This is a genomic window from Paraglaciecola sp. (assembly GCF_039964565.1).
In the GTDB taxonomy this organism is placed as follows: domain Bacteria; phylum Pseudomonadota; class Gammaproteobacteria; order Enterobacterales; family Alteromonadaceae; genus Paraglaciecola.
The window spans coordinates 1-14900 of record NZ_JBDVXF010000012.1 but is presented as its reverse complement, the minus strand read 5'-3'; the positions used below and the strand labels follow the sequence as shown (position 1 = coordinate 14900).

Sequence of the window (14900 nt, the reverse complement as noted above, 5' to 3'; positions counted from 1 at the left end):
TTAATTCACTTGTATAAGGTAAGTTTGCTTAATTTGTAATTCAATTTTTGACCAAGGGCTCTGCCGACTATTGTAAAAATTTTAAAATATCTGAAGAAACACGTTTTACGTCTTCAACCATAGGCATATGGCCAAGATCTTCATAAATATGTGTATTTGAATTAAGCATCATTTTCCAGTGAGTGAAATCGTCTACGGGTAACAACTTATCGTTGAGACCCCATATCAACATTGACTGAGGATAATCGAATCGATAATCACGAGGGTAAAAATCACGCAAGTTGAAAAATTGTTTAAACATGTGAGTATATTGCTTTCGCTTATTGATGTATTCCCATGCCAGTGCTCGTAAAATGAAACTTGGCACAAATGGAGGTTTAGCCATAATTAAATCATAGAAATCAAAAAAATCCTGTTCAACGTTATGCTCAAAAGGGTTTATTTGGTTGTCTATCATGTTTTGCGCATATTGTGACTTAGCTCCCGCTGGATCGATCAATACAGATTTTTCAATCCGTTCAGGTATTTCATCGAATAGTTTGGCTGCCATCATTCCGCCCATAGAATTTCCCACTATGCTGAAACGCTTAATTTTCAATTGGTCCATTAATGCCAAAAACATCTGGCATTGACTGGGCACAGAATAGTCATCATTGGGGTTGTATGCAGTTTGGCCATGACCTTTAAGATCTGGAATAATTAAGTGATATTGAGAAGAAAACCTTTTGGCAAAACGGTTCCAAACATATTTGTCAGCACTGAAACCGTGTAAAAGTACCAGCACAGGTTTATCACTGGAGAAGTGTTTTGTGTTGCTAAGATAGAACACCTCAAGCCCGTTAACTAAGCGGCTGGCACAATTCAATCCGACTAATTTTGCTTCTACACAATTAACCATATTAAAAGTTAATCGACTAAATAACATACGACGCCGCCTAGTTGATAAAACAATTATCAATCCCACGGCGACAGTCATAATTAATACAAAAGTGATAAACAATTCCTAGTGATTTATTTGTTTGCTTACTTACAACAAGGTGTAGGCCTTTACCTAAATGTAAGAGAATGGTTGGAAGTTAAGTCGTTGATTAACAGCGCTATTCCTACTCTCACTTTTAATGACCTTATATATTAAAAATGCATTATGTTAGTATAACTTATCTCTTATGGCCGAGAACAACATTATTAAATTTGACGAAATAAAATACCTTGTTACTAAAGACAATCAATCAGTAACGTTAAATCCGCTAAGTTTTAAATTACTGTACACATTGGCGCAATCACCCCAACAAGTTGTATCAAACAAATTGCTAATGAAAAGTGTTTGGCCAAACAACACTGTTAGTCCAGATACCTTAAAACAGCGAGTATTTGTTTTACGAAAGTCGTTGGAGCAATCGTCAATAAAAGGCTTAACAATTCAAGCAATAAGGGGAGAAGGTTACCGCTTATTGGTTGCGCAAGAGCCAACCTCCTGTGAGCAACCTTCAGTCACTAAACCGTCAAATAACATAACTCAGGACAACCCCCCTCGGCTGAATAAATATGCTCTCGGTATATCGGTTGTTGCGCTGTTAATGATGACGGCACTGTTGACGTACATTGCTCTGCCATCATCAAGTAATGACAAAGCGATCAGTAACAATCGTCTTGCGCTATGGAGTAACATTCCCCTAAATGAAATGCCTGAGTATGCGTTAGGGATTTACCAAACTTGGAATGGTTTGCTTAACCAAGCAAATGACTCACAACGCCTTCAACTCATATTCTCAAACCAAAGACAAGAATTAACCTTGCCTGTTCAAGCAAGAAAAGATCGAGTCGCGCTAATTAGCTATTTTGAAGTCATGGAAGTTAACAACCAAACGACAATAAAGTTAAGCATTATAGAGCCACGCACAGCCACAATATTACGTACTAATTCGTTTTCAACCTCAACAGTAACGGCCTTGCCTCAATCATTACAATCACAATTGAATGGCATCGAATCGTTACTGTCATCTGGAAAGTTGCATTTAAACAAACACCAGCGTGAATATGCAAACGACCCTATTTGGAACACCTTAAAGGTGCTTGCTAACCAGTCATAACCATTCGTAACCTTTATTAACTGGCGTTTTTTCGGTGCACCATGCCCAATGCACAAAAAAAAGGAGCATGGTATGAAAATACGAATATATATCTTATTGGCATGTATCATTTATATGCCTAAATCTGCAGCAAACAATCACCATGAAACGCAACACCAAAGTGGGCAAAATTATGAGCGCCAACTAACTAAGTTACTTAGTAGTATGAATGATGTCACTGGTGTTCCTAGTTTTTCAGTTGCCGTAGTGCATAAAGGAAAATTGATTGCCTCGGTTGCGACGGGTTTTGCCGATAAAAAAAATAAGATATTGGCTGAACCTGATACCACTTTCAGGTTAGCCAGTGTGTCAAAAATTATAGGCGCCACCATGTTAGCTGAATTGGTCGTAAATGATCGGTTAAACCCTGATGTCGGCATAGGGCGGTATTACCCTGAACTCAGTGAAAAATATCATGCTATTACGGTAAGACAATTACTGTCACACACTTCAGGCATGCCCCATTATCAAATAAAAGATTATGATATTTATGATGAACATTTCGATACCGGGCTTGATGCTGTAAAAACCCTCAAAGAACGAAATTTACTATCTCGCCCCAGTACTGAATACCATTATTCTACCCATGGCTATACGTTAGCAGGTGCAATATACGAGAAAATAACCAAACAACCTTTATCGATAAGTGTTGAGAACTTTGTGACTCGATGGACAGGCCAAGCAACACCTGCGATAGAAAATATCAACGAACTCCAAAATAGCAGCTCAAGGCTGTATGAACTCAGCAAAAGTGGCGCCAACGAAATTCCTCGTGGCGAAAAGTCGTACAGTGTTTTCGGAGCGGGACTTTACGCATCAGCGGGGGATTTAGCTTTTTTTGGGGCGCAAGTATTAAATAAAGCCAGGGCACAAAAGCCTTTTCAGCAATTACTATTTACTCCAACAGCAACACAAGACGGACATCCAGTAACAAGCAGGAATTTTAAAGTTGGCTTCGGATGGCGTATAGCTACAGATCCTCATGGGCGTAAAGTTTATCACCATGCTGGGGCTACACCAGGTGCTCGCTCGATTCTTGCCATATACCCTGAACAAGATCTAAGTATTGCCTTTTTATCTAATAGCAGCTGGATATCGTCAATTGACAAGTTAGTGTTTGCCCTAGCAGGCCTTTACATTGATGAAGCTAACATTGAGGTAATAGGCCGCACTAAATATCAAATTAGCAATAATGGTAAACAGCTAGATGGCACTACAAATTGTAAAGAAAACCAGTGTTTATTAACCGATAGTATTACTGATTACTCGCATTGGCTAAACGCCTTTAACGTCGGCAAAGCGCCCATTAAACAATGGCCAGTGTTTGCCTACGCCACTCAAAAAGGTCAGCGGTTACTGATGGTGAATAAGATAGGTATTACGGAGTTTGAAGGTAAGAACAATACATTTGAAGCTAATACTGGTAAAGATCAGATTTATTCAATTCAATTAATTAGCCAGAACTCAGACTAAGTTATTCACTAGTTATTTTATATATTCATTTAAAAGGAAGCCCCTTATGCTAAAAGCATTTAATGCCTTACTGCTATTACTCCTGTGTCTTAATGTTCTAACGGCAAAGGCGTCAGACTCATCATTGCCTAAACCTTACGGGCAAGGGACTTACGTTAAAAGTAAATTTGGCCACATTTATTATGAAGCCGACGGAGAAGGCACTCCCGTTGTTATGATCAATGGTGGTCCCGGCGCTTCTCGCACCGTGTTTTGGGGGGCATTAGATTTTCTTAAATCACATGGCTATCAAATTATCTATTTTGATGAAACGGGGGTAGGCAGAGCGACAAGAGAAATTCCAGAGGCGTTCTCCCCAGCGATAACGGTTGAAGATATAGAAACTTTACGCCAACATCTTAACGTGCCAAAACTAATACTAGCTGGGCATTCTTATGGTGGTATCCCGGCGGTGCAATATGCGTTAACTTACCCCGACAATGTAGAAAAGTTGATCATGTTAAGTGCATCTGCCGATGGACTAAGCCAACAAATGAATGTAGATGCCGCATTGTATTTGAGAAAAACGTTCTTTCCTCAAACATGGCAAAAGTTAGAGGCGATAAGAGAAAAAGGTACATTAACCAGTAGTTCTGAGTATATGAAAGCTTTTTATAACCGAGCTATCGGTAATATGTCTGATTGGTACGATCCCAGTAAACGCTCAGACTTAAGAAAATACCGCTCAAGGGATAAAAGAGATGGCTCTAATATCAAAGTATATTTTGATATGGCTGGTTTAGATCCTGAAGTAAAAATTACCGGCACTCTACAGGATGTTGTTGTTAATAAAGAAATGCTTAAAGACTTTACCATTCCAACCTTGATCCTTAACGGCCGTAAAGACTGGAAAACTACGCCGGCGATGGCCTATCGCTTTTATAAAATGCTACCGGAAGGAACCGCAACACTTAAATTTTTAGAGCAAACGGGACATTGGACTTGGGCAGAGCAGCCTAAAGAATTTGCCAATACAGTGTCACAGTTTTTAATAAACGAATCATCACTCATTCATTAAACCCAGCATGGCATTATATTTAGGCCTATATAATTTAATGTCATGTCTCTCAAAAAAGCACCTGAAAGCAAGAGGTAGCAGATTTTGAGTATTTAGTTTTCGCACAAAGCTGCCAATTATTAATCGGTTGTATCTTTGTATTCACATAAGTCTTCATTAAAGCAGCAAGCACATGATTTCCGATGTTTGCTTTCGTCACTTTCAGGAAACTGTTCAAACTCTCATTGGCCAATGAATGACACAATACTTAACACTTTAACTAGCGTTTTATTACGATAGTATTGGCGCTTAAAATTGAGAGAGTTAAAATATCCCTCTTTGTTAGGGATACTTATTACGGATATTGTCAGCATGAAAAAAGTGGTTATGACGCTTTTAATCTTTATGGTTAATTATTCATTAGTTGTTAATGCATCAGAGCTGAGCAAGGCTGAAAAACAGAAGATAATTGAAACCACATCTTCTATCGTGGATCAAATATTTGAAGCCGCCAACAATAAACAGTTTTTACGAGGATTGGACTATTATTCTGATGATGAAAATGCCTTTTTCGTCAGTGATGGTCAAATTAATTCGTTAGATGATTTGAAAAAGTCATATGCGGCAGTTGGCTCTTCAGTAGAAGATTTGCACAATGATATTATCGAATGGAACGCAAAAGTTCTTAGCGCAGAGCTGGTCTCATTTACTTTACCTGTAAAGTTACGTTTAAAAATTACAGGTATTCCAGAGTATACAGGGCAAATTATTTGGTCAGCGTTATTGCAAAATGTAGATGGTCAATGGCTTGTTGTTCAAAGTCATGAATCTTGGTTAGATTGCGCTAAAGTGGCAAAAGCTTTAACTCCTCAGTAACGAGCAGTTCAAACATAAAAAGTGACTGGCTAACGTAGTTTGAGCCAGTCAACCTCACAAGATAATGTTTAATTAGATAAATTCAGAATATATGCAGCGCCCGATGCATTGCCATTATCGTCGCGATGAGGGGAAGCAATTATCGCGGTATTGTCTGCAAGGGCAACATTCCAACCAAATCTATCTTCTGGCGCACTATCATTTGCCACTACTTTAGATGTAAAGCGCCATTTTTTCAGTTGTCGTTTGAACACATACAAAGCTCCAGCATTGACGCCATTCGAATCATGGTGCATAGCACTGATTAGCGCCGTGTCTTGGTTTAACGCTACACCACGACCGAATCTATCATCGGCTTTACCATCAGGCGCTATTAACTTTTGTGTTTGTGTCCATTTACCTTTTGTTCGCTCAAAAATATATGCCGAACCCGCATCCGTGCCAACACTCTCTATATCGTCTCTTCTGGCAGAAATCAGTGCTGTATCGCCGAACAAAGCCACTCTTACGCCAAAGATGTCAGTGTTTGCCCCATCTTCAGCCATCAGTTTTGCTTGATGATCCCACTGCTTACCGTCAAATTCATAGACATAAACGGCACCGGCTTTTTCCGCTTTTTCATCATTTAAGTCAGCACCCACTAAAATTGTCTTGTCATAAATTGCCACACTGATCCCGAATAAGTCACCTGAGGCACCATCTAACGCAGTCAGTTTGCCTTGAAACCGCCAATTTTTATTGTCTCTTATGTAAACATAAGCTGCACCAGAGTCTTTGAGCGGCGAATCACTTCGAGGTGCACCGATGACAAGAAACCGCTCTGTGAGTGCGATACTTTGACCAAATGCATCACCAGAGTTGGCATCGATAGCCGTTAAAATTTGCTTTTGCGACCATGAATTTTCATCCCGTTCAAAGACAAAGGCTGCACCAGCATTATTTCCTTTGTCGTCTCTTTTTATTCCACCCAGAATTGCCATATGGTTTTTCAAGGCAACATTACCGCCGACTGTGTCATCAGCATGAGCTGGTTTGGCGACTAGTTTTGCTTTTTGCTCCCACCCTGCGTCGCCGAGCGAGTATACGTATGCTGTCCCCGCATCTTGCAGGTTTTGGACGCCGGCTTTATGGGCACCAATTAATGCAGTTGCGCCGTCTATCGCTACACTATAGCCAAATTGGTCTTCTGCCTTGCCATCATCAGGCAATAACTTTTGCTGCTTCGCATAACTTTGACAGGTGATGAGCAAAGTGGAGCAGGCTAAAAATTTTAAAATAGAACTAAGGCTTATCATTACTTCGTCGTCTTTGAATATGCAAGTTAGCAAGCTATTTGATTAGTCATACTTTAACAAGGGACAAACGATAAAGTGGCGGAATTCAGAGATAGAAATGCAGCCCTCAATATTGGTTTCAAGTTCTAAAAAGGCCTACTACATTATTTGGTTCTATCTAACCAGAGCTCGGGTTAAGACGTGCCGCGTCCTATGAAGTAAATTCAATATAAACAATAGGTTATAATCTTACTATTTATCTAGCCGCCAATTTAATGCATCCAGAGCTGATATTATTGTGTTTATCAAGGCGAGCTTGCTCTCAATAGCCAGCTATTGAGAGCAAGTTCAACGAAGTAAGGCGCAATAATAGCGGTGCTGCACGGTATGGCTTATCCCGAGTTGGGGTTATCTAGTTTATTTCCACCAATAAATATATTTTTTAAAATATTTGTGATTATTTCAGCGGTGCTGCGAATAACTAGATAACAAGATTATGTAAGTATTATCAAGAAGTAAAAAAGGAGCGAGAATGTCTACATTAAGGATGATTAAATTGATATGAGTCTTATACATGATGGAATTAACTCAAATGATGGATTTGTGTGTGAATGAATACAACTAAGAAGAAGTTATTTGCTCAGACAATGGAGCAACATAAGGGCATTGTTTATAAAATTGTGAATTCATATTGCCAAAATCAAGATGACAGGCAAGACCTTGCGCAAGAAATATTAACCACCATGTGGCTGGCTTTTGATAACTACGATACAGAATACAAATTTTCTACTTGGATGTATCGAATAGCATTAAATGTCGCCATTTCTTATTACCGTAAAGACAGTAAGCGAGTAGATAGAGCCAACGCAGATGAAGAATGTATCGTGCATATTGCTGACTTTCCGCAAGAAGGAGAACGCAGTGAAGATGTGGTGCTGTTATATCGATTTATTGGGCAACTGGATAAGTTAAATAAAGCGATCATGCTGCTCTATCTGGAAAGTGAACCCTACGACAGCATAGCAAATAGCCTTGGTATGAGTAAAACCAATGTCGCGACGCGAATTGGCCGAATTAAAGAAACGTTAAAAAATCAATTTGAAACACAGGAGTCTTAATATGAATTTAGATAACTTTAAAAAAACTTGGGAGCAGCAAAACAGTGACACAGAAGCGGCTATTAAAATAAACCAAACAATGTTGACTGAAATGAAAGTGAATACACAAATGAAAAAACTCAATAACATGAAGTGGGCGCGTATTATTGAGAGCGTAGTGTTCTTCTATATTATTTTCTTATTGGGGCAGTATATTGCTACAGATTTCAGTCTTTCAGCATCAACGATATCTGCATTTATCCTTAATATTTTTGCCATTGTTGGGCTTGCTGGAAATATTGGTCAAATTGTTCTTATTTCAAAAATTGATTATGCCAAGCCAGTTAGCCAATTGCAGAAAGATATCTACAGCGTTTGCTCACATAAATTACAATTAACTAAGTTATTACTCATGTCAGCGCCTTTTTACATGGCCTACGTTTTTGTAGGATTTGACATACTGTTGGGAATTGATTTGTTTCAGCACCTAGAGCAGCAAATGATTTTGTTTTATTCCGTAACATCATTATTGCTTTTAACTGGCATACCATTTTTGTTAGCTAAATTACATTACAAAAATATCGGAATTTCTTGGGTCAAAAGCACTATTCAATTAATTGTTGGTGAGCGTTTAGTCAATATGGCTCAATTTATTAACAGTATAGAGGCGACTGACAGCTAAAGGATTAGCTGTGCTATTCCCAGTGCTTAAAGCTTTGAGGATGCTCTAGGTTATTCAGTTTTATCTTTACTCACACAAATCTTCAATATTACAACAGCCGCGGCGTGGCTTGCGGGCACTCAAAGTAAATGTCGTAGTCTATTGCTGCATTTGTGGCGGCGTGCTACATTAAGCTCTGGCAATAGGAGAATTATTATGGCAACTGCAAGCATTCGATTGGATCAAAAGTTGGTCGAGAAAGCAACAATTATGGCAAAAGCTCTAAATAGAAAAAATACGGGGTCAGGTCTTGCATTTTAGAAAAAATACGGGGTCAGGTCTTGCATTTTGCAACCTGCCGACTGACCGTTGAATAATGAACACCAAATACCTTAGCTATTTCTGCCATGGTGTATTGGCCTGTTTTATACGCCTCTACCATGGCGGTTTTTTTATTATATTTTTCTATATAATGGGACAGTTTTTTCGCCTTCGGCCGCTTTTGTTTCAAAGGCACCTCAGACAATTTCATTGTGCTCTCGTCTAACATCTTCTTATGTTGCTCAACAAAGTCATCTGACCCTAGAAATATCTGACTGTTTAAGTTGACCCATACATCCTGCCCAATTCCTCTCATCACAAACTCTTTATATTGAGAAATTGCTATATCTCTTTTCGACGAGAACTGAGCCAATAAAAAATCCGTTGCCAGCCAATTTGGTGAAGGGGCGTGATGAGTGGTCGCATGATAACTACTCCAACTCCATTCGCTGGGGTGGCCTACCATTCCTTTGGCTCTGACAGGGTTTAATACGATGTAGCGACTTAACTCCAGTAAGTAACTGTCTTTATCTACCAGAATAGCCTTATATCGACCTTGGAATAAGTGACCGACTCGTTTGTGTTTGCGATTAAATTTTTGCGTATAGACTCCGTTAAGTTGCCTCATTCCTGTCGACAAATTTGAGTCGGGTGTTTCGACTAACAAGTGATAATGATTGGTCATCAAACAATAGGCGTGGATAACCCAGTTATGACGTTCACATACCTCACCCAATATCTCTAAACATAAATCAAAGTCTTGTTCTACTTTGTATATAGGTTTGCGCTCGTTACCGCGTGAAGTGACATGATAAAGTGCACCTGCATATTCCAAACGGAGTGGCCTGCTCATTATTCTTCCTTGAATTCGTTACTTACTAATAAATTTAGCCAATCTCACCGATTATGCAAAATACAAGACTTGACCCCGTGCCTTCCTGTGACCCCGTGCCTTCCGTGACCCCGTGCCTTCCGCTTTTGGTTTAAACACCCAAAAGAACACATATTGACACCACTTGATGCTTGTTGATTTTGAAACAATTGGGTATTTTATTGTTTTGGGTGTCTTGTTTGGCTGTCTATTTGATATTTTCTAAATTTATTAGATAGTTAACATTTTATTTAGGAAATCAGATAGCTTTGTTTTCGAAGTAAGCTAATGATGTATAATAAAAAATATATAATAAGTGTAAGATAAATGGAATTGAAATGACTGGTAGCTTTAAAGATTCAGATGAATGGGAAGCACTTCTTAAAATATTAAATCAAGGTTTAAAAGATCAAGCCTTTCAACCTATACTTTGGGTTGGGGCTGGTTTGTCAGTTCCCGTTAATTACCCAACTACTCCGCAGCTAATAGAACAATTAACTGATAAAAGTGTTAAGAAGCTCCCAGACTTCGTGCCCGATGATGTTACATATCCTTTAAATTCTGTAAATAGGTCATTTACTTTGTGGGTTCAGAACTTTGCGAAGGTTAATGGTTACGGACGACTTAATAGAGCGCTATCAAATATTTTTTCCAGTTTATCAAATGAGCCTACTGACACCCATTTGGAGCTATCCAAAAACCCTTGGAAGAACATTTTTACAACTAATTATGATCAATTATTGGAATCAGCTTTAGATAGGAATGGAATTAACTTTAACCTAATTACTCATGAAAATAACCTCGGGCTTGAGCAGAGTGACGTTATATCTTTATATAAAATTCATGGTGGAGTTTCTAATATAGAAGCATGGACTTTAGATGAAAAAAGTTATGTAAACTTTTCAGATAAATACCCTTTTCTTGACGCAAAATTGAAGACTGTCTTGTCACAGCATCCGATTGTATATGTCGGCTGTTCAATGTTGGATCCAAGAGTAATTGAGTGGTATCAATATTGTGCAGAAAAACGATTATCGAATAAGTTGGAGTATTCAATCGTCATTATAAGAAAGAATGCTTGGGATTGCTTGCCTGATGAGATAAGAACACTTTATTTAAACTCTAATATACACCCATTGTTTTTTGAATGTTTTGAAGAGCTTCCTAATATATTTAGGGAAATCAATAATGAACTAAGTAGTAAGTGTGATGAGGAAATCATTAAAATAGATACTTCTGCTTTAGATGTCGAGCAAAGAAAGGAAAGAGAAAACCGATTAATAGATGACCTATTATATGAAAACCTTTCCCCATGTATTATCGATATAATTGCGTCTATTTGGTTAGAAGTCCCTAAAGGGGTTTCGTATCCGGAACACTTAAAGAGTGTTTTTGGAGCAAAAGCTAAAAATCAAGGAGATATCGCTTTTAAGAGTTTATTAGACGATTTTGTTGAGCTAAGTAAAAAGCTAATCGATACTAATCTAGAATTTGAATCAAAAGAAAGAGTTTTTTCATTATTATGCTTAGTTTTTAAGAAATATTTTCCGACACATATATCACTTGATCAAATCGATTATAACCCTCATACGCTTTTTGGCTCTTTACATATGCACATTATCGAGGAAGATAACTTTGATATTGATGAAACTATTATTAGTGCTTTTAGCAAAATACTAAAAGATTTCTGTGAGCTTATTATTGATTGCAGCCAAGCTCTTCCCACATGGTCTAAAGAAAACTTAAATATTCAATTAGCTAATCAAGAAGTTCTTTTTGAAAAAGTTAGAGAGGAATTAGGGCGTTGGAAAGAAAAAAGTTCTAATGAGCATGATGATGTAGTTTTGGTTGAAGACGAATTCAGACGAGCAATAGCAAGGCGATTTGATGAATTGAAAATATTCGGACTTAACTTTGGTAAAAGGACAAGGAAATATCAATTAAGTGTTGCTTATATATCTTTAACGACAGAAACCGATTTTACTAATGATGATGATAATAAGGTAATGTCAACAAGTGAAGCTCTTACTTGCTATGAACGTCTAGTTATTCTTGGAGAAGCCGGTCAAGGGAAAACAACTTTGTTACAGTGGTTAACTGTACAATGTGGTCGCCGAGCATTTGGAAATGATCAAACTAATTTTAATAAAAAAGTACCTGTTTTAATTCAATTAAGATCTATTTTGAATGAAACAAGCTTACCTGATGAATTAGATTTTTATGCTTTTATGACTGAGGGAATAGAAGTTGAAGATTTACAAAGAGAGTGGGTTGCTAGTGTTTTAGAAAATAAGCTAGCTATTATAATGATAGATGGCTTTGATGAAGTACCTAGAGAGAGAAGGCAAGAAGTACTCGATTGGATTGAGCGACTTTGCAATCGATATAATGGGAACCAGTTCATATTAACTTCACGCCCGTCTGCATACGAAAATACATCGTTAGAGCACCTCGAATTCAATGTAATTCAATTACAAACTATGGATAGAAATGCTCAATCTGATTTTGTTGAACACTGGCACCATGCAATTGCATTAGAATACGATAAAACCAAACCAAATGCTTTAAACCAACAAGCAAGTAGTCTTTTAGATAAGTTACGGCAGCAAAAAGTTTTAAGAAATTTAGCTCAAAATCCACTTTTATGTGGTGTGTTATGCATGTTGCATCATGATCGTAATGGCTATTTACCAAAAGATAGGACAGATTTGTATGAGTCTACTTGTAGATTGTTTCTCGATAGCAGAGATCGTGAAAAGAAGGTTATTGAAACAGATAAATTTACTTTACTTGATCTAAGAAACAAAGAATCGTTTCTTTCAGATGTCGCTTTTTGGATGACCAATAATGGCCAAACTTCAATATCACCGGATGCTTTAAAGCAAAAGTTAAAACTAAAGAGTAGAGATATGCCCGAATTAAAGGGTAAAATATCTGCTGATGATTTACTCTTATTTTTTCTTGAACGTAGTGGATTACTAGTACAAGTGGGATTGAACGAAATTCAGTTTACACACCGTACATTTCAAGAGTTTTATACTGCAAAATATATAATATCAGAGAACGATACTGACTGTTTGTCTAATAATGCAGGAAATGATTACTGGAATGGGACAATTCAATTAGCCATCGGATTACGCACGTCAAAATCAGAGAATGAAAGATATCTAACAGAACTACTTTCTAAAGCGAAAGAGTTCGAGTCAAATCAAGATTTGAATGCTGCAACATCCCTCTATTTATTGGTGCTAACTTGTAAAGAAAATATGAGGGAAATCACTCCTCGATTTTCTTATCAATTAAAAGAAGTGATCAAAAAGGTTGTTCCTCCTCCTACAGCGAAAGTCAGAGATGCCCTAGCTTCAGCAGGAAATATTGCTATTCCTTACCTTGCGCGTCCTAAAGAAGGAAGATCGATAGTTAAAGACCATTACTGTGCTCTAGCATTAATCAAAATGGCGACTCCTGATGCTTATATTATGTTGAAGGAATACTTTAAAGATAATAGGTATTCATATATTCAAAAGTTGAGTGCTGACATCAAAAAAATGGATAGCGAAGTAGCTATAGAGTCAAACTTAGCTGAAGCTATTATCGCTGATGGTATCAATGAATACGATCAATCGATTAGAGTAATGCTCTCCTTCTTAGTTCAAAAGGAAGCGTTAATCGAAAAAGGGATTCATCAAGATGATTTATTTGATGATGAACGTGTATGGAAGTTGTCTCAAGGGCTTGCACCACTAAATCAACTTGATGAAAATGAGGTGACGGAATTAGACTTAAGTGGTTGTAACTATATTAACTTTTCTATATTAGATAGGTTCAATAAACTAGAAAGTCTTGATTTAAGTCATGCGAAGAATTGTCATATCAGCAGCATAAATGAATTAGAGAATTTAAAAGAATTAGATATTTCATTTACTGATATAAAAGAACTTTCCTTGCTTTCAGCTTTACCAAAGTTAGAAAGCCTGAATATAGAATATACTGATATAAATGATTTAGAGCCGTTATCTAAACTAATAAATTTGAAAACGCTATATGTCACAACATTATTTTTTGAAAGCCTTGATGTATTTTCTAGCCTGACTCAGCTAACTTATTTAAACCTTAGTTTTGGTGATTTAGGTGAGTTGGATATCTCTCCAATAGCAAAATTAGTTAATTTAACTGAACTTGATTTATCAAACTCAGCAATTTCTGACATTCAATTTTTAGAAAATATGCGTTCATTAAAACGATTAAATTTATCCGATAATGAAATAGTCGATATTTCAGTGTTAAAAAATAATACTGCAATAACGGATCTTGATATATCTAATAATGAGGTAGTCGATATTTCAGTGTTAAAGAATAATACTGCAATAAAGGATCTAGATTTATCTAGTAATGGGATTGTTGATATCTCCTCATTAAAGAACCTTACAGAAATAACATCTCTAAAATTATCAAATAATAGAATTGTTGATATATCCGCAGTAACTAAACTTAAAAAGTTAACTAGATTAGACTTATCTAATAATAAAGTAATCAGCATTACCCCAATATCTTCACTAAAAGAACTACAACAACTAAGGTTAAATAGTACTAGCGTTGAATCATTAGAGGCATTGGAAAAGTTAAACAACTTAATCTACTTGGATGTTTACAATTTAGAAGTTGTAGACTTTGAACCTATTATGCATCTTCCAAATATTAGGCATATCAGCGTAGGATACCATCTCAAAAAGAATTTAAATAAGAATGACTTTAAATCAAAACCTTACATTCTTTAACTTGAGAGGTTGTTAGTTCTACATCATCAACCACACTATTAGATATCTAAATATAACGGGCAAAGAAGACATCCATTCTTAAAAAGTAGCAAAAACATGGCTTTGTTCTAAGCTTTAAGGCACTCAATCAACCACGGATGGTCTGTTATGCCTCAACCACGTAAAAACCAAGTCAGTTTAATCGATACCCCCTATTACCATTGCGTTTCCCGCTGTGTTCGTCGTTCTTTTTTGTGCGGTGAGGATAAATTCACTGGACAGAGTTATGAGCATCGCCGAGGATGGGTAGAGGAGCGATTGTTGTTTTTGTCTTCGGTGTTTTCAATTGATATATGTGCTTATGCAGTGATGAGTAATCATACCCATGTGGTGCTGTGTGTGGAT

General features: G+C 37.1%; 10 protein-coding genes and 1 pseudogene. 8 read left to right on the top strand and 3 right to left on the bottom strand.

Translation table 11 applies throughout. The features are described 5' to 3' along the window. Positions 1-67: 67 nt before the first annotated feature. Positions 68-925 carry an alpha/beta hydrolase gene (locus ABJK37_RS06465; protein ID WP_348351288.1) on the bottom strand — a complete coding sequence of 286 codons (858 nt, stop codon included), beginning with the start codon at positions 923-925 and terminating at the stop codon, positions 68-70. 241 nt (positions 926-1166) lie between these two features. On the opposite strand from ABJK37_RS06465, the gene ABJK37_RS06460 reads away from it, so the two are divergent. From ABJK37_RS06460 to ABJK37_RS06445, 4 genes are all read left to right on the top strand, one after another. Then, the gene (locus ABJK37_RS06460) at positions 1167-2090 is read left to right on the top strand and encodes a winged helix-turn-helix domain-containing protein (protein ID WP_348351286.1); all 924 of its coding nucleotides are present in this window, start codon (positions 1167-1169) and stop codon (positions 2088-2090) included. A 72-nt stretch (positions 2091-2162) separates the two neighbouring features. Then, a complete protein-coding gene (locus ABJK37_RS06455; RefSeq protein ID WP_348351284.1) occupies positions 2163-3602 on the top strand; it encodes a serine hydrolase domain-containing protein in 1440 nt (479 codons plus the stop codon). A 46-nt stretch (positions 3603-3648) separates the two neighbouring features. Beyond that, complete coding sequence (locus ABJK37_RS06450) at positions 3649-4659, top strand: alpha/beta hydrolase (protein ID WP_348351282.1); 1011 nt, start codon at positions 3649-3651, stop codon at positions 4657-4659. Between the two features lie 351 nt (positions 4660-5010). After that, complete coding sequence (locus ABJK37_RS06445) at positions 5011-5514, top strand: nuclear transport factor 2 family protein (RefSeq protein WP_348351280.1); 504 nt, start codon at positions 5011-5013, stop codon at positions 5512-5514. Positions 5515-5582: 68 nt separating this feature from the next. Here the strand turns inward: ABJK37_RS06445 and ABJK37_RS06440 are convergent, their stop codons facing one another. Continuing rightward, a complete protein-coding gene (locus ABJK37_RS06440) occupies positions 5583-6809 on the bottom strand; it encodes an FG-GAP repeat protein (RefSeq protein ID WP_348351278.1) in 1227 nt (408 codons plus the stop codon). Positions 6810-7399: 590 nt separating this feature from the next. On the opposite strand from ABJK37_RS06440, the gene ABJK37_RS06435 reads away from it, so the two are divergent. After that, positions 7400-7906: an RNA polymerase sigma factor gene (locus tag ABJK37_RS06435; RefSeq protein WP_348351276.1), complete on the top strand. Its 507-nt coding sequence runs from the start codon at positions 7400-7402 to the stop codon at positions 7904-7906. Position 7907: 1 nt separating this feature from the next. Next, complete coding sequence (locus tag ABJK37_RS06430; protein ID WP_348351274.1) at positions 7908-8567, top strand: hypothetical protein; 660 nt, start codon at positions 7908-7910, stop codon at positions 8565-8567. Positions 8568-8880: 313 nt separating this feature from the next. Here the strand turns inward: ABJK37_RS06430 and ABJK37_RS06425 are convergent, their stop codons facing one another. Continuing rightward, positions 8881-9720 (bottom strand): transposase, encoded by an 840-nt coding sequence (locus ABJK37_RS06425; RefSeq protein WP_348351272.1) that lies wholly within the window; start codon positions 9718-9720, stop codon positions 8881-8883. 356 nt (positions 9721-10076) lie between these two features. Here ABJK37_RS06425 and ABJK37_RS06420 point away from each other — a divergent pair, with 356 nt between their 5' ends. Both ABJK37_RS06420 and ABJK37_RS06415 read left to right on the top strand, forming a co-directional pair. Further along, on the top strand, positions 10077-14516 hold the full coding sequence (locus tag ABJK37_RS06420) for a leucine-rich repeat domain-containing protein (RefSeq protein WP_348351271.1): 4440 nt from the start codon (positions 10077-10079) through the stop codon (positions 14514-14516). 147 nt (positions 14517-14663) lie between these two features. Then, positions 14664-14900 (top strand): annotated as a pseudogene (locus ABJK37_RS06415) (transposase); the annotation flags it as partial.